Genomic DNA, 23,007 nt, shown 5'->3' with positions numbered 1-23,007 from the left:
TCACGCTCGGCCGGGTGGCCCGGGCCACGGTCGGCGTCCCTCACGCCACCGGCGTCGAGCCGGGCCGGCGGATCCACCCGCGTCGGACCAGCTGGTAGTAGATCGTGCAGCCCAGGCAGAAGCCCCGGGTGGCGATGAAGGCCACCGCCGCCACGGCCAGCAGCGCGCCCCATCCCACCACGGCGCCCCACCGGGGCCACACGGGATCCAGGATGTACAGGCCGGCGGCGCCGACGGCGAAGAAGAGGGCGGCCAGGCTCTGGTTGAACCGCTGCACGTGCGGGTCCTCCCGCTCGGCGTCCGCCAGCCGGCGGGCCACCAGGGGCCGGGCCAGGCGGAACACCAGGTGGGCGCGTGGCCCGAACAGCAGCGGCAGCAGCAGCACCGCCAGGCCGATCAGGGCGCCGGCGCGGAACTGGAAGGCGAAGCTGAGCACGGCCGTCAGGATGATGAAGGCCTGGTTCGCGCGGACCAGCGGCACCGGGATGCCGTCGCCCACGGGCGATCCCTCCTCGGGGGCGGGCCGAGGGCGGCGCGGCGGCCTGGGATTCCCATCGGCCCGTTGTCCGCAAATCCCCATCGGTTTACTTGCTATTTGCCTCATCCCGATTATGGGGGCGCCCCGGGCGACGGTCAACGGCCAACGGCGGCCGGGCTCGGAGGCGGGCTGCCGGCCGCGGCCTCAGGCCTGGCGCAGCACCTCGTACATCACCAGCTCGCTGCGCGCACCGGCGGAGGCCGACGGGTCGCGGTGGGCGTGCTGGAAGTGGGGACTGCGCCGCCACGCCTCGAAGGCCTCGCGGGACGCCCACCGGGTGACCACCAGGTACTCGGCCCGGCGGGGTTCCCCGGTCGGCCCGACGTCGGGCGCCGCGGCGGTCGGATCGGCCTGCCGGGGGTGGCCGGCGGGCGCAGCGGGCTGCCGCCGCCAGAACTCGAAGCCCAGGCAGCCGGGCACATCCTTCATGGCAGGGGCGCGCGCGAAGGCCTCCTCGAGGCGTCGCTCGCTCCCGGGCTCCGGCCAGATGCGGTTGATCACGACGAGCATGAGCGTGCCTCCCTCCGCGATCCCTTCCGGGCGGGCCGCCGTCGGCGGCCCGCCCTCGGCGGACCCGGGGCCCTGGGCGGGCCCTCGGCCCAGGGGCCGCCAATCCCAGGGTTCCTCTTCCGATGGCCCGCTCCTCCCCGGCGGGCGGGGTGGGAAGGTGAATCCGAACATTCTTCGCGAATCCTGGGGATTGACATTCGATACTGGTGCCGATGAAATCGTAAGTGACAAGAAAACGTGTTGTAGAGGACGAACGTTTTTCGCGTCCCCCGCGACGCGACCCTGCGGCGGCGATCCCCGGCCGCCGGCATCGGCGGGCCCGAGGTCCCGCGCCCGGCGGGCGGGGGGAGGGGGACCCGATCGCCAACAGGTCGCCGCGCGGTCGCCACGAGATCGGCACGAGATCGCCACGAGATCGCCACGAGGAGGGACGGCCGTGGCAGCCGAAGCGACGCCGAACCCACCGACCCAGGACGCCGAGTCCGGCGGCTGCATCCCCCGGGTCGGCATCCTCATGGGCAGCGACTCCGACCTCCCCATCCTCCGCCAGGCCTTCGAGGTGCTGAACGACCTGGGCATCCCCTTCGAAGCCACCGTGGCCTCCGCCCACCGCACGCCCGAGCGGGTCGCCCGCTACGCCGCCTCGGCGGCCGACCGGGGCCTGGAGGTGCTGATCGCCGCCGCGGGCAGCGCCGCCCACCTGGCGGGCGTGGTGGCCGCCCACACGCTGCTGCCGGTCATCGGCGTGCCGCTGCAGGGCGGGGCGGCGGGGGGGCTCGATGCCCTGTTGGCGACCGCCCAGATGCCGCGCGGCGTGCCCGTCGCCACCGTGGCCCTGGACGGTGCGGCCAACGCCGCCCTGCTGGCCGCCCGCATCCTGGCACTCAAGGATCCCGGCCTGCGGGAGCGGCTGGCGGCCTACCGCCGGCGGATGCAGGCGCGGGTCGCGGAGGCCGACCGGCGGCTCCAGGCGGAGCTGGCCCAGATCCCGGCGGCCGTGACGCCGCCCGGCGATCCCGCCGCCTGGCAGGCCGACGGTGTGCCGACCGCGGCACCGCCCGCGGACGCCGCCCCGACCGCGGCCGGCATCGGGACGGTCCAGGCCGCGCACCCGGCCGGGGCGGCCGCCGACCGGCCGGCATCGCCCGGGGGCGTGGCCGGTTCGTCCGCCGCAGGGGCCCGCGGGCCGGGTCGCGGTGCCGCTCCAGGGGCAGCCGGCGCGACCGGGCGGCAGGGTGAGGCGCCCGTCGCGTCCGGGCGGGCGGGGGAGGCAGCGGTCGCGACCGGGCAGGAGGGCGAGGCGCCCGCCGCGACCGGGCGGGCGGTGGCCCCATGATCGAGCGCTACACGCGGCCCGCCATGGGCCGCCTGTGGACCCTGGAGCACAAGTACGCCACCTGGCTCGAGGTCGAGCTCCTGGCCCTGGAGGCGTGGGAGGAGCTGGGCACCGTGCCCCGGGGAACCGCCGCCCGCATCCGCCAGCGGGCCCGCATCGACGTGGAGCGCATCCTGGCCATCGAGCGCCGGGTCCACCACGACGTCATCGCCTTCACCACCGCCATCGCCGAGCAGGTGGGCGACGACGCCCGCTGGGTCCACTACGGCCTGACCTCCTCCGACGTGGTGGACACCGCCCTGGCGGTCAACCTGGTCCAGGCCGTCGACCTGCTGCTCGCCGAGGTGCGCACCCTGCGGGAGGCCGTGGGGGAGCAGGCCCGCCGCCACAAGGACACGGTGATGGTCGGTCGCACCCACGGCGTCCACGCCGAGCCCATCACCTTCGGCGTCAAGCTGGCCCTCTGGTACGCCGAACTGGGCCGCAACCTGGACCGCCTGGCCCGGGCGCGGCAGGCCGTCGCGGTGGGCAAGGTCTCCGGCGCCGTCGGCACCTTCGCCCACGTGGACCCGCGGGTGGAGGCCTACGTCTGCCGCCGGCTCGGCCTCGAGCCGGAGACGGTCTCCAGCCAGATCGTCGCCCGCGACCGGCACGCCGAGCTGCTGGCCGCCCTGGCGATCCTGGCCGGCACCTACGACAAGATGGCCGTGGAGATCCGCCACCTCCAGCGGACCGAGGTGCGCGAGGTGGAAGAACCCTTCCGCGCCGGCCAGAAGGGCTCGTCGGCCATGCCCCACAAGCGCAACCCCGAGAAGTGCGAGCGCATCTCCGGCCTGGCCCGGGTGATCCGCGGCTACCTGGTCAGCGCCCTGGAGAACCAGGCCCTCTGGCACGAACGGGACATCTCCCACTCCTCCGTGGAGCGCATCGTCCTGCCCGACGCCCTGATCCTGGCCGACTACATGACCGCGCTGCTGACCGAGATCGTCCGGGACCTCCACGTCTACCCCGCGGCCATGGCCGCCAATCTGGAGCGGACGGGCGGCCTGATCTTCTCGCAGCGGGTGCTCCTGGCGCTGGTCGAACGCGGCCTGCGCCGCGAGGAGGCCTACGCCCTGGTCCAGGAGCTGGCCATGCGCGGCTGGCAGGGGGAGCGGCCCTTCCGCCAGCTGGTGGCGGAGGACCCGCGGGTGCGGGCGGTGCTGTCCCCGTCGGAGATCGAGGCCCTGTTCGATCCCAAGCCGTACCTGCGCCACGTGGACTTCATCTTCCGCCGGGCGGGACTCTTGCCGGACGGGGGCGGCGGGGCCGCCCCGCGACCCGGCGGCGCCGGGGCGACCGGCGGCGTGGCCACGGGCCCGGGCGGGGAGGCGGCCGCCGGCGACGGTCCCGGCCAGGGGCCGGCGGGCGGCGACGGCGGGGGTGCCACGGGCGACGGTGGGTGACGCCGGTGCGACCGCCCGGTCGCGCGCCGGGCTGGACCGCTGCCCCGGCCGGCCCGGCCGCGTCGGCCCACGCCGCCCGCCCACGTCGCCCGGTGGCGTGCGCCGGCGACCGAGGACGCGATCCAGCGGATGCCGCGGCATCGGATGCAGCGGCCGGCTGCGGCCGGCCGCCCACAGGGAGGGGAGCACCATGGCGTTGCCGCAGGCGCAGATCCCCCCGCGGGGCGAGCGCCTCTACGAGGGCAAGGCGAAGGTCGTCTACGCCACCGCGGACCCGGGTCTGGTGCGCATCTACTTCAAGGACGACGCCACCGCCTTCGACGGCCGCAAGCGCGGCACCATCGGCGAGAAGGGGCGCCTCAACGCCCGCATCGCCGCCCACCTGTTCCAGGTGGTGGAGGCGGGCGGCGTCCCCACCCACCTGGTGGCGGTGGCCGGGGAGCAGGAGCTGCTGGCCCGGCGGGTCGCGATCATCCCCCTCGAGGTGGTGGTGCGCAACGTCGTCGCCGGCAGCCTGGCCCGCCGCCTGGGGCTCGCCCCGGGGCAGGTCCTGGAGGAGCCGGTCCTCGAGCTCTACTACAAGCGGGACGATCTGGGCGACCCCTTGATCAACCGCGCCCACGTGCGCCTGCTGGGGATCGCCACCGCGGCGGAGCTGGACCGGATCGAGGCGCTGGCCCTGGCCGTGAACCGCATCCTGCGGCCCTACCTGGCCGAGCGCGACCTGATCCTGGTCGACTTCAAGCTGGAGTTCGGGCGCAGCGGCGACGACATCCTGCTGGCCGACGAGATCTCGCCCGACACCTGCCGGCTCTGGGACCGGGCGACGGGCGAACCCCTGGACAAGGACCGCTTCCGCCACGACCTGGGCGGCGTCGCGGACGCCTACGCCGAGGTGTGGCGGCGCCTGGAGGCGAGGGGATGAGCGGGTCTGGAGCCCGGGCGCGGACCCGGCTGGCGGCGAGGGCGGAGGGGGTCCCGGTGGAGCCGGGGCGGCCGGGGAGGGGGATCCCGCCCGCCGGCGTCGCCCGAGGCGGCGAGGCGGGCGCCGGTGCGGGGGAGGCCACGCGGGGGGACGGCGCCACATCGCCCACTGGCCCCGGCCGGTTCTTCCGCGCGGTGGTGGAGGTGGACCTGCGCCCCGGCTCCCTGGACGCCCAGGGGGAGGCGGTGCGGTCGGCGCTCTGGGCCATGGGCTTCGGCGAAGTGGCCGCAGTGCGCGTGGGCAAGCGGATCGAGCTCGACCTGACGGCGCCCACGGCCGCAGCGGCGGAGGCCCGGGTGCGGACGATGGCGGAGCGGCTGCTGGCGAACCCCGTGCTGGAGGTCTTCCGGGTGCGGGTGGAACCGGCCACCGCTCGACCCGCGGCGACGCCCGGGCCGGCCGGCGCGGCGGGGGCGGCGGGGCCGACGCCCGGCCCCGTCCCGGCGGCGCCGGCTGCGCCGGGCAGGGGGCGCGGGCGGGCCGGCCCGCGGCGGCGGGCGAGGGGTGCAGCCGGCGGGTGAGGGGGATCCTCCGTGCGCCTGGCGGTGGTGCGGTTCCCGGGCTCCAACTGTGAGGTCGACGTGGCCACCGTGCTGGCCCGGGACCTGGGCCGGCGGGTGGAGATCGTGGACCATCGCCGGCGGGACCTGCGGGCCTTCGCCGGGGTGGTGCTGCCCGGGGGCTTCGCCTTCGGCGACTACCTGCGGCCCGGGGCCCTGGCCGCCCGCACGCCCGTGATGGAGGCAGTGCGGGCCTTCGCCGCGGCCGGCGGGCCGGTGCTCGGCATCTGCAACGGATTCCAGATCCTGTGCGAGGCCGGCCTGCTGCCGGGCGCCCTGCGGCCCAACCGGCAGCTCCGGTTCCAGTGCCGGCCGGTGTGGGTGCGCATCGAGGGGCCCTCGGCCCTGACGGCGGGGCTTCCTCCCGGCCGGGTCGTCCGCCTGGAGATCGCTCACGGCGAGGGGGCCTACGTCGGGGAGGGACCGGAAGGCCGGCTGGTGCCGGGCCGCGGCGCCCGGGTGATCCTGCGCTACGTCGACGGCGCGGGACGGCCGGTCCCCGCGGCCAACCCCAACGGCTCGGTGGCCAACATAGCGGGCATCTGCAACGCGACGGGCAACGTGGTCGGCCTCATGCCCCATCCCGAGCGGCGGCCGGCGGAGGCGCCGGGCGGCGCGGCGGGGAGGCCAGCCCGAACCGCCTTCTCGGTGCTGCTGGTCTGGCGGTTCGACCGCGGCGCCGGGCGGCGCGGCGGGGAGGCCAGCCCGAACCCGTCGCGCCGGCGGCGGACCCGCGGAGGGGGACGGACCGGCCTCGCGTTCCGCGGTGGCGGGGAGCGGCGCCTGGGACGGGCTCGCGCTCCTCGCCGCCTGGGCCGAACAGGCCGAGGTCTGGTGGACCCTCCGGTGGTCGGGTCGGGCGGCGGGGCCCCGGTGCTCGGGTCGGGTTGAGGGGCCCCAGTGGTCGGGTCGGGAGGCGGGGGGCCGGCGGTCGGATCGGGCGGCGGGGGGTCGCGCCCCGGCCCGCCCCCAAGGGCGATCCACGCCGACCGGGGCGGCGCCCCGGGTTCCGTCGGGACTGCCGCTGCCGCCGCGGGCGCTGGACGGCCCCGCAGGCGACGGGAGGGGTCGGGGGCGGCGGGAAGGGGGTGGAGACCGTGGGCGCTAGGACCGAGGGACGCCCCGGCCCCCGCGATCCCGATCCCCTGGATCGCTGCGATGCCCTGGCGATGGAGGGCGCCGTCGGCCGTCCCTGGGAGGCGGTGGGGCTGACCGCGGCCGAGTACCGGCGGGCCTGCGCCTTGCTGGGACGGCAGCCGAACCCGGTGGAGCTCGGGCTGATCGGCGTCCTCTGGTCGGAACACTGCGCCTACAAGCACTCCAGGCCGCTCCTCGGCCGCCTGCCCACCCGCGGTCCCCAGGTGCTGCTGGGACCCGGCGAGAACGCGGGCGCCGTCGGCCTGGGCGACGGCACGGCGGTGGTCTTCCGCATCGAGTCCCACAACCACCCGTCCTTCGTCGAGCCCTTCCAGGGGGCCGCCACCGGCGTGGGGGGGATCCTGCGGGACGTGCTGGCCGCCGGGGCCCGGCCGGTGGCGCTGATGGACTTCCTCTGCTTCGCCGACCCCGCGGACGACGCCGCGCGGCGGCTGATCCGGGGGGTGGTGGCGGGCATCGCCGCCTACGGCAACTGCACCGGCGTGCCCGTGGTCGGGGGCCGGCTGCTCTTCGAGCCGGGGTACCGGACGAACCCGCTGGTCAACGTCCTCTGCGTGGGCGTCGCCCCCGCCCACCGGCTGCTGCGGGGCGTGGCGGCCGGACCCGGGGCGCGGCTCGTGTTGATCGGCCCCCCGACCGGCCGCGACGGCGTCCATGGGGCGACCTTCGCCTCGGCGGGCCTGGGCGGGGACGGGGACGACCGCCGCCCCGCGGTGCAGGTGGGCGATCCCCTGGCCGGCAAGGTGCTGATCGAGGCGTGCCTGGAGATGGTCGCCGCCGGCCTAGTGGCGGCCCTCCAGGATCTGGGGGCCGGCGGCCTCGGTGCGGCGGCGGCCGAGCTGGCGGCCCGGGCGGGGTGCGGCGCGACCCTCACCCTGGACCGGGTGCCCCTCCGGGAGCCGGACCTGCCCGCCGACGTGATCCTGCTGGCCGAATCCCAGGAGCGCATGCTGGCGGTGGTCGAACCGGCCCGCGTGGCCCGGGTCCGCCGCATCGCCCGCCGGTGGGGCTTGCCGGCGGTGACGGTCGGCCGGCTGGAGGGGCATGGGCGCCTGCGGGTCCGGCACCGGGGCCGGCGGGTGGCCGACGTCCCCGTCGACCTGTTGACCCGGCGCGCCCCGGTGTACGGGCCGCGGGAGGTGATGGCGACGCCGGGCGGGTCCGCCGGAGCGGCGGAGAGGGCCGACGGCCCGGCGGCGGGCGCCGTCGCCCCGGTCGCCGCCGATGGCGAGGCCTCCCCCGGGGCCGCCGCGGCCCGGGGCCTCTCCCCCGCTGGCCATCGCCCGTTGCCGGCGGTCGACCGAGGGTTGCCGGGGGACCCTGGCGGCTCGCCGGTGAACCATCGGCGCGGGCCCTTCGGGTCCCGGCCCGGGTCCCCGGCGTCGCCGGAGGACCGGCCGCGGGAGGGGCCGCCCACCCGGCTGGAAGGGGAAGGCTCCGCCCCGATCCCCGACCTGGCGGACGCCGCGGCGCTCGGCGCCGCCCTGCGGCGGTTGCTGGCCTCTCCGGCCGTCGCCGCCAAGGGCTGGGTGTACACCCAGTTCGACCACCTGGTCGGCGGCCGCACCCGGCTCCGACCGGGGGCCGGCCCGGCGGCGGTGCTGGAGGTCCCCGGCAGCGACCGGTTGCTGGCGGTGGCCATGGCGGGGACGGGACGGCAGGCGGCCGTCGACCCCTACCGGGGCGCGGCCCTGGCGGTGGCCGAGGCGGCCCTGCGGGTGAGCTGCGTCGGCGGGCGGCCCCTGGGGCTGACCAACGGCCTCAACCTGGGCGATCCCCGGCGGCCCGCGGTCTACGGCCAGCTGGCCGGCCTGATCGACGGCCTGGCGGCCGCGTGCCGGGCCCTCGACCTGCCGGTCACCGGCGGCAACGTCAGCCTGTACAACGAGACGGCGGGTCGGGACATCGACCCGACGGTGGCGGTGGGGGTGGTGGGGGTGATCCCGCCGCCGGGCCGCTGGGCCTGCGGCTTCTTCCCCGAGCCCGGCCTGGCCGTGGCCCTGCTCGGTCCGCTGGCCGGTCACCTGGCCGGCAGCGAATACCACAAGCGGTGTCACGGCCGGGTCGAGGGTCCGCTGCCCGAGGTCCCCTGGAGGCTCCAGCGCCGGCTCCAGCAGCTGCTGCAGGAGGCGGTGGCCCAGGGGTGGGTGGTGGCGGCGCGGCCCGTCGGGCGAGGGGGCCTGCTGGTCGCCCTGGCGAAGATGGCGTTCCCCGGCGGCCCGATCCCCCCAGGGGGCGACGGCGGCGCCACGGCCCTGGGCGTCGAGGTCACCCTCCCCGATCGAGACGGGGAGCCCGCCGGCGGCCGGTGGGATGCGGTGTTCTTCGGCGAGGGCCCGGCCCGCGCCCTGGCGGCCGTGGATCCGGCAGCCCTGGAGGCGCTGGCGCGCCGGGCGGCGGAGCTCGGCGTCCCGTGCCGGCTGCTGGGCACGGTGACCGGGCCGGGAGGGCGGCTCACGGTGCGGGCGGGCGGCCGCACCTGGCTGGACGACCCCGTGGCGGAGCTCTGGACGGTGTGGGAGGGGGCGCTGCCATGCCTTCTGGACGAACCGGCCCGCGGGAGGCATGCGGCATCATCGGCATCTGGGGCCATCCCGAGGCGGTGGCCTGGACCGTCCGGGGGCTCCATGCCCTGCAGCACCGCGGGCAGGAGAGCGCCGGCGTCGCCGCCCTGACCCCGGACGGGCGCCTCGTGGTCCGGAAGGCGGCGGGCCTGGTGGGGACGGTCTTCCTCGATCCCCGGCATCACCCCTGGTGCCCGCCGGGCGCGGCGGCCGCCATCGGGCACGTGCGCTACGCCACCGCCGGCGACCCCGGGCCCGGGAACGCCCAGCCCCTGGTCTTCCCCGGGGTGGCGGCGGGCGGTCTCGATGCCTTCGCCCTGGCCCACAACGGCCAGCTGGCCGGCGGGGTCCGCTGGCGCCAGGTGCTGGCTCGGCGCGGCGTGACCCTGGCGACCACCGCCGACAGCGAGATCATCGGCCACGTGGCCGCGCGGCTGGCCGGGCTCGGCCGCGCGGGGGGGCCCGCCCGCCCGGGGACGCCCGCGGGGGAGGCGACCGGCGCCGACCAGGGCCCGCCCCTCCCACCCCTGGCCCTGCTCCGCGCCCTGGCGGCGGTGCGGGGCGCCTTCGCCGTGGTCGTCCTTACGCCCCGGGGGCTGCTGGCGGCGCGGGATCCCTGGGGCATCCGCCCCCTGGTGCTGGGACGGGTCGGCGACGCCTGGGCCGTGGCGTCGGAGAGCTGCGCCCTGGAGACGGCGGGCGGCCGGGTCGAGGGCGAGGTGCCGCCGGGGCAGTGGATCTGGATCACCGACGGGCGCGACCTCGCGCGGGGCCCCCTGCCCGGGAGGGCCGCCCGCGGCGGCGCGCGCGAGGCCTTCTGCCTGTTCGAGTACATCTACTTCGCCCGGCCCGACAGCCGCTTCGGCGGGCGCAGCGTCTACGCCGTCCGCAAGGAGCTGGGGCGGCGCCTCGCCCTGCTGCATCCCGCCCCCGCCGACGTGGTGGTCGGGGTGCCGGACTCGAGCCTGCCCGCCGCGGCCGGCTACGCCGAGGCGGCCGGCCTGCCCCACGAGCTCGGGCTGGTGAAGAACCGGTACGCGGGCCGGACCTTCATCCGTCCCGACGCGCGGTCCCGGGAGGAGGCGGTGCGGCTGAAGCTGCGACCCGTGCCCGACGTCGTGGCGGGCCGCCGGGTGGTGCTGGTGGACGATTCCCTGGTGCGGGGCACCACCGCCCGCTGGCTCGTGGCCGCCCTGCGGGAGGCGGGGGCCCGGGAGGTCCACCTGCGCATCACGGCCCCGCCCTACCGCTTCCCGTGTCACTTCGGCGTCGACACCAACACGCCCGGGGAACTCCTGGCCGCCGGCCGGTCGCCGGAGGCGGTGGGCCGGGCCCTCGGCGCCGACTCCCTGGCGTTCCTCTCGCTGGAGCAGGTGGTGGCCGCCACGGGGCGGCCCGCGGCCAACCTCTGCCTCGGCTGCTTCACCGGCGCCTACCCACTGGACCCGGGCGGCAAGGACCGACGCCGGCCGGTGGCCAGGGGATCCGGGAGGGGTGCACCGTGACGGACCGGCACGCCGGGCAGGGGAGGGACGCCCTGACCTACCGGGGCGCCGGCGTGGACCTGGACGCGGCGGAGGCCGTCGTCGGTCGCATCGCCCGCGAGGCGGCCCGGGCCCGCCGGGCCGAGGTGGTGGGCGGCCTGGGCGGCTTCGCCGGGTTCTTCCGGTGGGAGGGGCAGGTCCTGCTGGCGGCGACCTGCGACGGCGTCGGCACCAAGCTGGCGGTGGCCCTGGAGTGCGACGCCCTGGAGGCCATCGGCCGCGACCTGGTGGCGATGAACGTCAACGACCTGCTGGTCCACGGGGCGGAGCCCCTCTTCTTCCTCGACTACGTGGCCGTGGAGCGGCTCGACGCGGAACGGGTGGCGAGGGTGGTGCGGGGCATGGCCGACGCGTGCCGCGAGGTCGGTTGTGCCCTGCTGGGCGGCGAGACGGCGGCGATGCCGGGGCTGCTGCCGCCGGGCGGCATGGAGCTGGCGGGCTTCGCCGTCGGATGGGTGGCCGCGGACCGCCTCGTCGACGGGCGCAGGGTCCAGCCGGGCGACGCGATCCTGGGGCTGCCCGCCTCGGGTCCCCACAGCAACGGGTTCTCCCTGATCCGGCAGGTGGTGGCGGCCGCCGGCGCCCGCTGGGACGACCCGCTGCCCGGGACGGGCCGCACCCTGGCCGAGGCGGCGCTGGTGCCGACCCGGATCTACGCCGCCGCGGTCCGGCGGCTGCTGGCGGAGTTCGACGTGCGCGCCATGGCCCACATCACGGGTGGCGGGCTGCCGGGCAACGTGCCGCGCACGCTGCCGGAGGGGTGCCGGGCCGTCATCCACTGGGGGCGCTGGGCGGTCCCGCCCCTCTTCCGGTGGATCCAGCGCCACGGCCCCGTGGCCTGGGGCGAGATGGCGCGGGTGTTCAACCTGGGCATCGGGTTCACGGTGGTGGTGCCGGCCGTACAGGCGCCGGCCGCGGCGCGGGCGGCCGCCGACGTGCTGGGCGAGGAGGTACCCGTGATCGGGCGCATCGCGGCGGGCCCGCGGGGCGTGGCATTCGACCCGCCCCTCGGCGCCGATGCGCCGCCCCGCTCGGACCCCGTCTCGAGGAGCTGACCCAGCCGTGGAGCCCTCCGAGCGGTGCCGGATCGTCGTGCTGGCCTCGGGCGCCGGGACGAACCTGCAGGCGCTGCTGGACGCCGAGCGCCGGGGGCGGCTGGGGGGCCGCATCGTGGCGGTCCTGTCGGACCGTCCCGGGGCGGGGGCGCTGGACCGGGCCCGGGCGGCGGGCAAGCCGGCGGTGCTGATCCGGCCCGACGGCGGGATGGCGGCCGCGGACCGGGCCGGTTCGTCCGGAAGGGGAGCGCCGATCCAGGCCCAGGCCGGCGGCCGGGGCCGGCCCGGCGGCCCGCGGGCGCCCGGCGAGACCGGGGGGCGGACCGACGCCCGCGGCGGTGGCACCGGGGGGCGGCGGGACGGCGGCCCATCCGGCGCCGTCGGGGACCGGTCGGCCTGGGACCGGGCGATCCTCGCCGAGCTGGGGCGCTGGCGCCCGGACCTGGTGGTGCTGGCGGGATTCATGCGCATCCTGGGGCCGGCCGTCGTCGCGGCGTACCGGAACCGCATCCTCAACGTCCACCCCTCGCTGCTGCCGGCCTTCCCGGGCAAGGACGCCCCGCAGCAGGCCCTGGCGCACGGGGTCAAGGTTACGGGGTGCACCGTGCACTTCGTGGACGAGGGGGTGGACACCGGGCCCATCCTGCTCCAAGCCCCCGTGCCCGTGCTGGAGGGCGACGACGCCGCGACCCTGCACCGCCGCATCCAGGCGGTGGAGCACCGCCTCTACCCGGCGGCCGTGCGGCTGGTCGCCACGGGACGGGTCCGGGTCGAGGGACGGCGGGTGCGGCTCCTGGGGCCCGCGGGGCGGCCAGGGCGGGAGGCCGGGGCGCAGGGGCCGGATGGCCGTGGAAGGCCACCTTGGAAGGCCGGCGATGGAGGTCGATGGCGTTGATCCGAGGGACGCGCACCACGGAAGGGGCCCATCGGGGCGTGGCGGCCGGGACGGCCGAGACGGGGGACCGGCCCGGCCCCGCCGCCGGGGCCCCGGGGGCCAGGGCGGCTGCGGCGCGCCGGCCCCGGGCCCTGCTCAGCGTCGCCGACAAGACGGGCATCGTCGCGTTCGCCCGGGTGCTGCACGAACGGGGATGGGATCTGGTCTCCACGGGGGGCACGGCCCAGGCGCTGGCGGCGGCCGGCCTGCCGGTGATCCCCGTGGCGCAGGTGACGGGGTTCCCCGAGCTGCTGGATGGCCGGGTCAAGACCCTGCACCCGGTCATCCACGCGGGCATCCTGGCCCGGCGCCACCGCGCGGACGACATGGCCGCCCTCGAGGACCACGGGATCGTCCCCGTCGACCTGGTGGCGGTTAACCTGTACCCCTTCGCCGAAGCCGCCGCCACCGGGGCCGCCGGCGAGGCGCTGCGGGAACAGATCGACATCGGCGGGCCGGCCCTGATCCGGGCGGCGGCGAAGAACTGGCCCGACGTCGTCGTGCTGGTGGATCCCGCCGACTACCCCCGGGTGGCGGAAGCCCTCGGGCGGGCGGACGGCGTGCCCAGCGCCCTGCGGCGGGCGCTGGCGGTGAAGGCGTTCCGCCACACCGCCTTCTACGACGCCTTGATCGCGACCGTCCTGGCCGGCGAGGGCGAGGCCCGGGACGAGGCGGGGTGGCCTGACCTGCTGGTCCTGCCCTTGCGGCTCGAGGCCGCGCTGCGGTACGGGGAGAACCCTCACCAGCGCGCGGCGCTCTACCGGCTGGCGGTCCCGGAGCCGGCCGCCGTCGACGCCCCGGCCGGCTCCGACGACGGTGCCCGCGCGGACGGGGCGCCCGCGGAGGGCCAGGCGGCGCCCGACCCGTCCGGTGCCGGCCCCGGCGGTGCGCCCGCGGAGGAGCAGGCGCCGGCCGGCGCCGTCTCCGGGGCGGGTCACGTCCGGCCGCCCGCGGCCCTGCGGGCGGCTCCCACCGGCGCCCCGCCCGGACGGACCGCCGGCCACCGGCCGACGGCGGCCGGGTTCGTCCAGCACCAGGGCAAGCCGATGTCGTACAACAACTGGCTTGACGCCCTGGCGGCCTGGCGGGCGGTGCAGGAGTTCGATCGGCCGGCGGCGGTGGCGGTCAAGCACGCCACCCCCTGCGGCGTCGGCGCCGCGCCGACCCCCGTGGAGGCCTTCCGGCGGGCGCGGGATGCCGATCCGGAGTCGATCTTCGGCGGGATCGTCGCCTTCAACCGGCCCCTGGATACCGCGACGGCCGAGGTGCTGGCCGAGGTCTTCCTCGAGGTGGTGGTGGCGCCGGCCGTCCCCTCCGAGGCGCTGGCGATCCTGGCGCGGCGCAGGAACCTGCGGGTGCTGGCGGCGGACGGAGGCGGGGTGCCGGTCGGGACGCCGTCGGGGTCGGGGGTGGCGGCGTGGGAGGTGCGCGGCGGCGGTCCCCTCTGGCTGATCCAGGAGGCGGACCCCCCGATCCCGCGGGACGTCCGCGCCACGTGGCGGCCGGTGACCCGGGCGGTGCCCACCGCCGCCCAATGGGAGGCCCTGGACTTCGCCTGGCGGGCCGTCAAGGCGTGCCGGTCCAACGCCATCGTGGTGGCGGCCGCCCACCCGGAGGGCGGCTGGCAGACCCTGGGCATCGGCGCCGGCCAGACCAGCCGCGTCCGGGCGGTGGAACAGGCGCTGGCGCAGGCGGGCACGGGGGCGAGGGGGGCGGTGCTGGCCTCCGACGGCTTCTTCCCCTTCCCCGATGCGGTGGAGCGGGCGGCGGCCGCCGGGATCGCCGCCATCGTCCAGCCGGGCGGCTCGGTGCGGGACCGCGAGGTGATCGCCGCCGCCGACGCCGCGGGCATCGCCATGGTGTTCACCGGCCGGCGCCACTTCCGGCACTGAGGCCGCCCCTTCCGGCACGGAGGCGGCCGCCGCCGGCCCCGGGCCCGCCGGCCCGGGGCCGGCGTGGGGCCGGCGCGGGAAGAGGCACCCCGGCACCGGCAGCCGGGCCCGGCGCGGGAAGGGCCACCCCTGGCGCCGGCAGCCGGGCCCGGTGCGGCAGGAGCGAGCATCGCGGCACCGGCGGCCCAGGCGGTGCCGGCATGAGGATTGGGGGGCGTTGCGATGCGCGTCGCCATCGTCGGCAGCGGCGGGCGGGAGCACGCCCTGGCCCGGGCGTTCCTCCGCAGTCCCCGGGTCGAGCGCGTCCTGGCGCTTCCGGGGAGCGACGGCATGGCCGCGTTGGGGGTCGAATGCCTGGGCGGCGATCCCCTGGACCTGGACGCTGCGGTGCACCGCCTGGTCGCGTGCGGTCCGGATCTGGTGGTGGTGGGCCCCGAGGCGCCCCTGGTGGCCGGGCTCGCCGACCGGCTGGAGGCCGCGGGCGTCGCCGTCTTCGGACCGCGGCAGGCGGCCGCCCGCATCGAGGGCAGCAAGGCGTTCGCCAAGGCGTTCATGGCCCGGCACGGGATCCCCACGGCGGCCGGACACGTCTTCGACGACCCCGCGGACGCCGAGGACTTCCTCCGGCGCAACCCCGGGCCGTGGGTGGTCAAGGCCGACGGGCTGGCGGCGGGGAAGGGCGTGTTCGTCTGCGCCGACGCGGCAGCGGCCCGGGCCGCCGTCCACCGGCTGATGCGCCGGGGCGGCCTGGGGCCGGCGGGCCGGCGGGTGGTCATCGAGGAGCGCCTGCAGGGTCGCGAGGTCTCGGTGCTGGCCATCACCGACGGGGAACGGGTTCACCCGCTGGCACCGGCCCGGGACTACAAGCGCCTCGCCGATGGCGATCGCGGACCCAACACGGGCGGCATGGGCGCCTTCTCGCCGGTGCCCGACGTGACGCCGGAGCTTTTGGACGAGGTCCGCCGGCGCATCCTCGAGCCCACGGTGGCGGGGCTGGCGGCGGAGGGCCGTCCCTTCCGCGGCGTGCTCTACGCCGGGCTGATGCTGACGACCGAGGGGCCCCAGGTGCTGGAGTTCAACTGCCGCTGGGGCGATCCCGAGGCCCAGGTGCTGATCCCCCGGCTGGCCACGGACCTGGCCGCCCTGTGTTGGGACGCGGCCACGGGCCGGCTGCCCGCCGAAGCCCCCGCATGGCGGGCCGAGGCGGCGGTCTGCGTCGTGCTGGCGGCCCCGGGGTATCCGGACGAACCGGCCCGCGGCCTGCCCATCACCGGCCTCGAGGAGGCGGCTGCGCTGCCCGGGGTCTGGATCGACCACGCGGGCACGCGGCGGGAGGGGGGTCGCTGGGTGACGGCCGGCGGCCGCGTGGTCGGCGTCACGGCCCGCGGGCCCACCCTGGCGGAGGCCCGCCGCCGAGCCTACGAGGCGGTGGCCCGCATCGACTTCCCGGGTCGCCAGTTCCGCCGCGACATCGCCCTCGACGTGCCGGGCCCGGACGGGTCGACCGCCGCGAGGGGCTAGACGCCGGCATCCGCCGGCTCGCCGGCAGCGGCCGGCGTCTCGGGAGGGACCGCGCCGCGAAGGGCCCGCCGGTCGAGGCCGGGCTCCGGCCGCCGGGCTGGGCCGGCTCGGGCCGCCGGGCTTCACCGGCTCCCGCCATCCCGCCATCGCGATCGAGGACGGGGGGCGGGGTCGGCAGGAGTTCGGCGGTCGGCCGCGAACAGCATTGAAGCAGACGTTTGTGAACGGCGTCACAATCCCAGAGGTCGTTGGCCAGTCCGTGTCTCCTTCGGGGCAGGGTGAGGTGACCGGGGACCGGCATGCGGTCGGTTCCCCGGGGCACCAATTCCCGACCGGCGGTGATGCGTGGCGCCCGTGGCGCCACGACGAGCCCGCGAGCCGCCGGGCGGCGCGGTCGACGCCGCCCGGGGCAGGAGCCGGTGCGATCCCGGCGCCGACGGTATAGTCCGGATGGGAGAAGGAGGCAGGGGCCGCGGCTGTCCGCGTCGCTCGGCCAGTCGAGGACCCGCCTGCGTCCCGCCCCGGTGGTGCCCGGGGCGGTTTCCGTCTTGGTGGTGCCGCGGGGTTTCTTCCGTCTTGGTGGTGCCCGGGCGGTTCTCGGCGTCGCCGGGTGCCGGCATGCGCGCGTGTCCAAGGAGGGGCCGCCGCCCGGCGGCGGGCGCCCCGCGCCCGGCGGCGGGCGTCCCGGCAGCACCCTCCCTCCCCGTCTCCCCACCCTTGCCCCGCCCGGTGCATGCCGCATCCGCTGCGAGGGAGTTGAGGTCCATGGATGTGCCCCTTGCCGCCGCCGCCGGCGGGAACGGCGAGCCGCCGGCGGACGGCGGGACGGCCGGCACGCCGGCCGGCGCGGCGGCCCGCCCGCAGGCCTGGACGCCCGCCGACCGGGCCTTCATGCGGCGGGCGCTGGCGCTGGCGGCGCGGGCCCGCGGCCGGACCCATCCGAACCCCATGGTCGGGGCCGTGATCGTCCGCGAGGGGACCGTGGTCGGCGAGGGCTTCCACCGGCGGGCGGGGTCGCCCCACGCCGAGGTGGAGGCGCTGCGCATGGCCGGGCCCCGGGCGCGGGGCGCCACCCTCTACGTGACCCTGGAGCCGTGCTGCCACCACGGCCGCACCCCGCCGTGCACCGATGCGCTCATCGCGGCCGGATTGCGCCGCGTGGTGGTGGCCATGCCCGACCCGGACCCGCGGGTCGCCGGCAAGGGCATAGCGGTCCTGGCCGCCGCCGGCATCGACGTGGCCGTGGGCTTGGAAGAGGCCGCGGCCCGGCGGCTGAACGAGGCGTACATCGTCCACCGCCGGCTGGGTCGACCGATGGTCACCGCCAAGTATGCGATGACGCTGGACGGGCGGATCGCCACCGCCCGCGGCGACAGCCGCTGGGTGACCGGGGCCCGGGCCCGGCGGTGGGTCCACCGCCTGCGGGACCGCGTCGACGCCATCCTGGTGGGGGTCGGCACCGTCCTCGCCGACGACCCCGAGCTCACCGTCCGGCTGCATCCGGGCGGCCGCGACCCGATCCGCATCGTCCTCGACAGCCGTGCTCGCACGCCCCCCACCGCCCGGGTGGTCCAGGTCGCCCGCCGCTCGCCGGCTCCGACCTGGGTGGCGGTGACCCCGGCCGCCCCGGCCCCGCGGGTCCGGCGCCTCGAGGCCGCCGGCGCCCGCATCCTGACCATCCCGGCCGGGCCGGACGGCCGCGTCGCCCTCCCCCACCTGCTGCGCACGCTGGCCGCGGAGGGCGTCGTCCACCTGCTGGTCGAGGGCGGCGCCACGGTTCACGGTGCCTTCTTCGGCGCGGGGCTGGTGGATCGCGTGGTGGCCCTGGTGGCACCCAAGCTGGTCGGCGGCGCGGCCGCCCCCGGGCCTATCGGCGGGCAGGGCGTGGACCGGATGGACGAGGCGCCGGTCCTCAGCGGGGTGTTCGTCCGCCGGCTCGGGCGGGACTGGCTGATCGGCGGCTACTTGAACGATCCTGTGGCCCTAGAGGACCGCGCGGCCCCCGCCCCGGGGGCGGCGCCGAGGGGCCCTGCCATCGACCCGGGCACTGCCGCGCCGGCGCCCCGGGCCGGGGCGCCGGCGCGGCCCGGCGGCCCGGCGGACCCGGTCGAAGGCGGCCGCCCCGGCTGATGGGCTGGGCGGGGTGGGGGTGGGCCGCATCGCCCCGGTGCAGGCCGGGGGCGCGGCGAGAGCGGGAGGAGGTGGGTCGGATGTTCACGGGCATCGTCGCCGGGACCGGCCGGTGCGTGGCCGTGCGCAGCGGCGACGACGGCGTGGAGCTGGAGGTCGAGGCGCCGTTCCTCGACGGCACCCGTCCGGGGGAGAGCGTGGCGGTCAACGGGGTGTGCCTCACCGTGACGGCGGCCGAGGGCGGGCGGCTCACCTTCACGGCGGTGTCCGAAACCCTGCGGCGGACGACCCTGGGCGATCTGCGGCCGGGCGACGTGGTCAACCTCGAACCCGCCCTGCGCTGGGGAGAGCCGGTGGGCGGCCATCTGGTCCAGGGCCACGTCGACGGGACGGGCACGGTGCGCGCCGTCGCCCGGCACGGTGGCGAGGTGCGGATGGCGGTGGAGGCGCCGGAGGCGCTGGTGCCCTTTCTCGCGCCCAAGGGATCGGTGGCGGTGGACGGGGTCAGCCTGACCGTCGTCTCCGTCGAGGGGAACCGGTTCACCGTCGCCCTGATCCCCCACACCCTGGAGCGCACCACCCTGGGGCGGCGGCGGGTGGGGGACCGAGTGAACCTTGAGGTCGACGGCCTGGCCCGTTATCTCGTGCGCTGGCAGGCGGCGAGCGCCGCCGGCACCGGCGTCGCCGGCGCCTCGCGGCGGGCTGGCGACGCGGAGGCCGGCCGTGCCTCGACCGCCCACCCGGAGGCCGGCGGGGCCGCGACCACCCACGCGGAGGCCCGTGGGGCCTCGACCGTCCCCCCGGCGCCGGGCCCGGGCCGGCCGGCGACGCCCGACGGCGCGGGCGCCGGCGATCCCGTGGCCCGGGTGGAGGCGGCCCTGACGGCGCTGCGGGCGGGCGGCATGGCGGTGGTGCTCGACGACGCCGACCGGGAGGGCGAGGGCGACCTGGTGGTGGCCGCCCAGCACGCCACCCCGGCCCACGTCAACTTCATGCTGCAGTGGGGGCGGGGGCTGATCTGCGCCGCCATGGCGGAGGCACGCTGCCAGGCCCTGGATCTCCCCCTGATGGTCGATCCGCCCGGCGATCCCATGGGGACGCCCTTCACCGTCTCGGTCGACGCGCGGCAGGGCGTCACCACCGGCATCTCCGCCGCCGACCGGGCGCGGACGCTGCGGGTCCTGGCCGATCCGGCCAGCCGACCGGGGGACCTGGTCCGTCCGGGTCACGTGTTCCCCTTGCGGGCGCGGCCGTGGGGCGTCCTCCAGCGGCGCGGCCACACCGAGGCCGCCGTCGACCTGATGCGGTTGGCCGGACTCGAGCCCGTGGCGGCGATCTGCGAGATCCTGGGGCCCGACGGCGAGGCGGTCAGGCCGGACGCCATCGTCGCGTGGGCTGCCTACCACGGCTTGCCGTGGGTGCGGGTGTCCGACGTGCTCGCCTACCGCGTGCGGCGGGAGCGCCTGGTGCGGCCGGTGGCCGCCACCCGCCTGCCCACCCCGTACGGCCCGTTCCGGCTCCTGGCCTTCGAGTACGGCCCCAGCGGCGCCGTCCACCTCGCCCTGACCCTCGGGTGGGAGGGCCCGATCCCGTCCCAGGACCCGGAGGGCGCCGGGGGTCTCCCTGCGCCGGACGGGCGCTCCGGGGCCATGACCCCGGGCGGCGCACCGGCGCCATCGGATCCGGCGCCGCGCCCTGCCGGCACCGACCCGGCGCCCGTCCTGGTCCGGTTGCACAGCCAGTGCCTCACCGGTGACGTCTTCGGGTCGCTGCGCTGCGACTGCGGCGACCAGCTGCAGGCGGCGTTGGCGGCCATCGCCCGCGAGGGCCGGGGCGTGCTGGTGTACCTCCAACAGGAGGGACGGGGCGTGGGCCTGGTGGCCAAGCTTCAGGCCTACCAGCTGCAAGACGGGGGCCTGGACACGGTGGAGGCCAACCAGGCCCTGGGCCTGCCCGTCGATGCGCGGGACTACGCCGCGGCGGCCCAGATCCTCCGCGCCCTGGGCGTCGAGGCCGTCCGCCTGCTGACCAACAACCCGGACAAGCTGGCGCAGCTGGAACGCTACGGCATCCGGGTGGTGGAGCGGGTGCCGCTGCCGCCGGTGTGGCGCCCGGGGAACCGCCGCTACCTGCTGGCGAAGCGCCGGCGCCTGGGCCACTGGATCGATGGGCCGGACGAACCGGCCGGGGAACCCGGGCCGGAGGACCCCGAGCAGCGCCTGTTCCCGGCCGCACCGGGGGCCCCCTTCGAGGAGGCGGCGCCGACCGTCCAGGTCGACCTGCACGCCGGCACCGGCGCGGGTGCCCCGGACGCGGCCGGGGTGGCGCGGGCCGCGGAAGGCGCTGCGGAGAGCGGAGGGGAGGAGCCATGGCGGTCTACGAGGGAAGGCTGAGGCCGGATGGGCTCCGGCTGGCCCTGGTGGTGGCGCGATACCACCGCCCCATCACGGAGGCCCTTCTGACGGGCGCCCAGGAGGCGCTGCGCCGCCACGGCGTGCCGGCCGAGGCCGTGGACGTGGTCTGGGTGCCCGGCTCCTTCGAGCTGCCGGTGACGGCCCGCCGCCTGGCGGCGACCCGGCGCTACCACGCGATCGTCGCCCTGGGGGCGGTGCTCAAGGGGGAGACGGCCCACTTCGAATACGTGGCCGGTGCCGCGGCCCAGGGGTTGATGCAGGCGGGCCTCGCCACCGGCGTGCCGGTGATCTTCGGGGTGCTCACCTGCGAGACCCTGGAGCAGGCCCTCGACCGCACGGGGTTGCGGGCGGGCGACCGGGGGGCCGAGGCGGCGCTGGCCGCCCTGGAGATGGCCAACCTGTTCCGCGAGCTGCCCGAGGGGCCCGCATGAGGCCTGGCCTGGCGTGCCGTGCCCTGCTCGTGGCCGGCCGGGCGCCCGGGGTTCCGGGCCGGGCGCGAGCCGTCCCGGACCGGGCACCCGTGGACGGCCGGGGGTGATGCGGTCCACCTGGGAGGTTGGCACCCGATCCGGACCCGATCCCCCGTCCCGCCGCGGTGCCGGGGACGCGCGATGGCGCGGACCGGCGAAGCGCGGACCGGCTGCGGCCTCAGGGCGGAGGCGTCGGACCCCGGCAACCCCGAGCGTCGCTCCCTGGCGGGCTGGGCCGGAATGGGGCCGCTGCCCCCGGCGCATGCTGATGGCGAGCCGGGGGTGGCGGTGTCCCGTGACCGATGGGCGTCGGCGGGCCCAGGTGGCCCAGCAGGTCCAGCAGCTGGAGCGGCTCTCGGCCGCCCTGGCGGAGCGGCTCGGGGACCTGGTCCAGGAGCTGCGATCGTCCGCCCGGGCCGGCATGACCGGGGGCTTCACCGGTTCGGTGGCCGTGGACGTGGAGCGGCTGCGGGCGGCCCTCTACCACACGGCAGACCTGAACGTGCGGTTCTTCCGGCGGCGGGGGCGGCAGGTGGCCGCGCTGCTCTTCCTGGAGCCCCTGGTGGACACCCAGCGGCTCAAGGGCCTGGTGGAAGACCTGGACCAGTACCTGCGCCAGGGGCCGCGCAAGGTGGCGCCCGACCCCACCTGGTGGCGCTTCAGCGACGAGGCCGAGGCCCTGCCCGGGCTCGACGAGACGGTGACCCGCCTCCTGACGGGGCACGCCGTGCTCTGCCTGGAGGGCTTCGCCCAGGTGTGGGTCTTCGAGGTGCGGCTGTTCCGCCAGCGGGCCGTGGAGGAGCCGGCCGCCGAGCGGTTGGTCCGCGGACCGCGGGACGGGTTCGTCGAGAACACGGAAGTCAACGTCGGCCTGGTGCGGCAGCGGCTGGTCACGCCCAAGCTGGTGGTGCGCGTCTACCGCCTCGGGGACGTGGCGCGAACCCGGGTGAGCTTGCTCTATTTGGAGGGCATCGCCCCGGTGCCGCTGATCGCCGAGGTGGAACGCCGGCTGGCCCGGGTGCGCAGCGACTCGTTGCTGGACACCGGCCAGCTCGAGCAGTGGCTGGAAGACCGCCCCCACTCCCCGTTCCCCCAGCTCATGGAGACGGAGCGTCCGGATCGGGTGGTGGCCAACCTCCTGGCGGGCCGCTTCGCCCTCTTCGTCGACGGCAGCCCCTTCGCCCTGGTCGGTCCCGCGCTGTTCAACCAGCTGTACCAGTCGCCGGAGGACTACTACCAGCGCTGGCTGATCTCCACCCTGATCCGCCTGATCCGCCTGCTGGCCATGGCCCTGGCGCTGCTGATGCCGGCGCTGTACATCGCCTTCGTGTCCTTCCACCCCGAGATGATCCCCACGCCCCTGGCGGTGCTGCTGGCCGCCATGCGGGGCGGCGTGCCCTTCCCCGCCATCGGCGAGGCGCTGCTCCTGGAGACGGCGGTGGAGATCCTGCGCGAGGCGAGCATCCGGTTGCCCGGCCCCATCGGGCCCGCCATCAGCATCGTCGGCGGCCTGATCATCGGCGAGATGACCGTCTCCGCCGGTCTCGTCAGCCCGGCCATGGTCATCGTCGTCGCCGTCACCACCATCGGCTCCTTCGCCGCGCCCACCTACAGCGCCGCCATCGCCCTGCGCATCCTGCGGTACCCGCTGATGCTGGCGGCCTCGGTGTTCGGGCTCTACGGCGTGGTCATCGGGCTGCTCCTGATCGTGGTCCACCTGGCGGATCTGGAATCCTTCGGCATCCCCTATCTGTATCCGTACACCCCGCCGCGGTCGCTGCGGGAGCTGCGGGACACGCTGATCCGGGCGCCCCTGCCCGCGGTCCAGCGCGGCGAGGGGGCGACGCGGCCGTAACGGGTCCGGCCGGGGGCCGGTTCGTCCGGGGCGGAGGCGGCCGGAGGTGGCCCGGCCGAAGGGCGCACGGCACCCCGGCGGGCCGGCGGCGGACGA

General features: G+C 77.5%; 17 protein-coding genes. 15 read left to right on the top strand and 2 right to left on the bottom strand.

Annotated elements, in window-relative coordinates; translation table 11 throughout:
* Nucleotides 1–40: 40 nt before the first annotated feature.
* Together E1B22_RS10790 and E1B22_RS10785 are read right to left on the bottom strand one after the other, a co-directional pair.
* Complete coding sequence (locus E1B22_RS10790; RefSeq protein ID WP_135225660.1) at nt 41–499, bottom strand: DUF4395 domain-containing protein; 459 nt, start codon at nt 497–499, stop codon at nt 41–43.
* A 183-nt stretch (nt 500–682) separates the two neighbouring features.
* A complete protein-coding gene (locus E1B22_RS10785; RefSeq protein WP_135225659.1) occupies nt 683–1,048 on the bottom strand; it encodes an antibiotic biosynthesis monooxygenase in 366 nt (121 codons plus the stop codon).
* 436 nt (nt 1,049–1,484) lie between these two features.
* Here E1B22_RS10785 and purE point away from each other — a divergent pair, with 436 nt between their 5' ends.
* From purE to E1B22_RS10710, 15 genes are all read left to right on the top strand, one after another.
* On the top strand, nt 1,485–2,384 hold the full coding sequence (gene purE, locus E1B22_RS13525; protein ID WP_243123369.1) for a 5-(carboxyamino)imidazole ribonucleotide mutase: 900 nt from the start codon (nt 1,485–1,487) through the stop codon (nt 2,382–2,384).
* Entirely contained in the window at nt 2,381–3,829 is a 1,449-nt protein-coding gene (gene purB / locus E1B22_RS10775; RefSeq protein ID WP_243123367.1) for an adenylosuccinate lyase, read from the top strand. Before purE ends, purB begins: the two co-directional genes overlap by 4 nt.
* A 190-nt stretch (nt 3,830–4,019) precedes the next feature.
* Complete coding sequence (gene purC / locus E1B22_RS10770; RefSeq protein WP_135225658.1) at nt 4,020–4,754, top strand: phosphoribosylaminoimidazolesuccinocarboxamide synthase; 735 nt, start codon at nt 4,020–4,022, stop codon at nt 4,752–4,754.
* Nucleotides 4,751–5,335, top strand: a complete 585-nt coding sequence (gene purS, locus E1B22_RS10765; RefSeq protein WP_135225657.1) for a phosphoribosylformylglycinamidine synthase subunit PurS — start codon at nt 4,751–4,753, stop codon at nt 5,333–5,335. Before purC ends, purS begins: the two co-directional genes overlap by 4 nt.
* 12 nt (nt 5,336–5,347) lie before the next feature.
* On the top strand, nt 5,348–6,265 hold the full coding sequence (gene purQ / locus E1B22_RS10760) for a phosphoribosylformylglycinamidine synthase I (protein WP_207669867.1): 918 nt from the start codon (nt 5,348–5,350) through the stop codon (nt 6,263–6,265).
* A 206-nt stretch (nt 6,266–6,471) separates the two neighbouring features.
* Nucleotides 6,472–9,207, top strand: a complete 2,736-nt coding sequence (locus E1B22_RS10755; RefSeq protein WP_243123365.1) for an AIR synthase-related protein — start codon at nt 6,472–6,474, stop codon at nt 9,205–9,207.
* Nucleotides 9,105–10,601, top strand: coding sequence for an amidophosphoribosyltransferase (gene purF / locus E1B22_RS10750; RefSeq protein ID WP_243123879.1), 1,497 nt, complete (start codon nt 9,105–9,107; stop codon nt 10,599–10,601). The genes E1B22_RS10755 and purF overlap by 103 nt, the downstream gene beginning before the upstream one ends.
* Nucleotides 10,598–11,695 carry a phosphoribosylformylglycinamidine cyclo-ligase gene (gene purM / locus E1B22_RS10745; protein ID WP_135225655.1) on the top strand — a complete coding sequence of 366 codons (1,098 nt, stop codon included), beginning with the start codon at nt 10,598–10,600 and terminating at the stop codon, nt 11,693–11,695. The genes purF and purM overlap by 4 nt, the downstream gene beginning before the upstream one ends.
* Before the next feature lie 7 nt (nt 11,696–11,702).
* Complete coding sequence (purN, locus tag E1B22_RS10740) at nt 11,703–12,590, top strand: phosphoribosylglycinamide formyltransferase (RefSeq protein ID WP_243123364.1); 888 nt, start codon at nt 11,703–11,705, stop codon at nt 12,588–12,590.
* Nucleotides 12,587–14,521 (top strand): bifunctional phosphoribosylaminoimidazolecarboxamide formyltransferase/inosine monophosphate cyclohydrolase, encoded by a 1,935-nt coding sequence (locus tag E1B22_RS10735; RefSeq protein WP_243123362.1) that lies wholly within the window; start codon nt 12,587–12,589, stop codon nt 14,519–14,521. The genes purN and E1B22_RS10735 overlap by 4 nt, the downstream gene beginning before the upstream one ends.
* Nucleotides 14,522–14,743: 222 nt before the next feature.
* Entirely contained in the window at nt 14,744–16,042 is a 1,299-nt protein-coding gene (purD, locus tag E1B22_RS10730) for a phosphoribosylamine--glycine ligase (RefSeq protein ID WP_135225652.1), read from the top strand.
* Between the two features lie 765 nt (nt 16,043–16,807).
* A complete protein-coding gene (gene ribD / locus E1B22_RS10725) occupies nt 16,808–18,172 on the top strand; it encodes a bifunctional diaminohydroxyphosphoribosylaminopyrimidine deaminase/5-amino-6-(5-phosphoribosylamino)uracil reductase RibD (RefSeq protein WP_135225651.1) in 1,365 nt (454 codons plus the stop codon).
* 80 nt (nt 18,173–18,252) lie between these two features.
* The gene (gene ribB / locus E1B22_RS14135; RefSeq protein WP_135225650.1) at nt 18,253–20,565 is read left to right on the top strand and encodes a 3,4-dihydroxy-2-butanone-4-phosphate synthase; all 2,313 of its coding nucleotides are present in this window, start codon (nt 18,253–18,255) and stop codon (nt 20,563–20,565) included.
* Nucleotides 20,541–21,017, top strand: a complete 477-nt coding sequence (ribH, locus tag E1B22_RS10715; protein WP_135225649.1) for a 6,7-dimethyl-8-ribityllumazine synthase — start codon at nt 20,541–20,543, stop codon at nt 21,015–21,017. Before ribB ends, ribH begins: the two co-directional genes overlap by 25 nt.
* Nucleotides 21,018–21,351: 334 nt before the next feature.
* A complete protein-coding gene (locus E1B22_RS10710; protein ID WP_243123360.1) occupies nt 21,352–22,911 on the top strand; it encodes a spore germination protein in 1,560 nt (519 codons plus the stop codon).
* Nucleotides 22,912–23,007 lie beyond the last annotated feature (96 nt).

This window comes from Thermaerobacter sp. FW80 (genome assembly GCF_004634385.1).
Taxonomy (GTDB): domain Bacteria; phylum Bacillota; class Sulfobacillia; order Thermaerobacterales; family Thermaerobacteraceae; genus Thermaerobacter; species Thermaerobacter composti.
Note: the sequence above shows the minus strand (reverse complement) of the source record. Positions and strands in the feature narration are given on the sequence as shown.

Bases quoted from the DNA above. Each gene is read 5' to 3' on its own strand.
- E1B22_RS10785 (WP_135225659.1), bottom strand. From the start codon at position 1,048: ATGCTCGTCGTGATCAACCGCATCTGGCCGGAGCCCGGGAGCGAGCGA.
- purB (WP_243123367.1), top strand. From the start codon at position 2,381: ATGATCGAGCGCTACACGCGGCCCGCCATGGGCCGCCTGTGGACCCTG.
- purC (WP_135225658.1), top strand. From the start codon at position 4,020: ATGGCGTTGCCGCAGGCGCAGATCCCCCCGCGGGGCGAGCGCCTCTAC.
- purS (WP_135225657.1), top strand. From the start codon at position 4,751: ATGAGCGGGTCTGGAGCCCGGGCGCGGACCCGGCTGGCGGCGAGGGCG.
- purD (WP_135225652.1), top strand. From the start codon at position 14,744: ATGCGCGTCGCCATCGTCGGCAGCGGCGGGCGGGAGCACGCCCTGGCC.
- ribD (WP_135225651.1), top strand. From the start codon at position 16,808: ATGGATGTGCCCCTTGCCGCCGCCGCCGGCGGGAACGGCGAGCCGCCG.
- ribB (WP_135225650.1), top strand. From the start codon at position 18,253: ATGTTCACGGGCATCGTCGCCGGGACCGGCCGGTGCGTGGCCGTGCGC.
- ribH (WP_135225649.1), top strand. From the start codon at position 20,541: ATGGCGGTCTACGAGGGAAGGCTGAGGCCGGATGGGCTCCGGCTGGCC.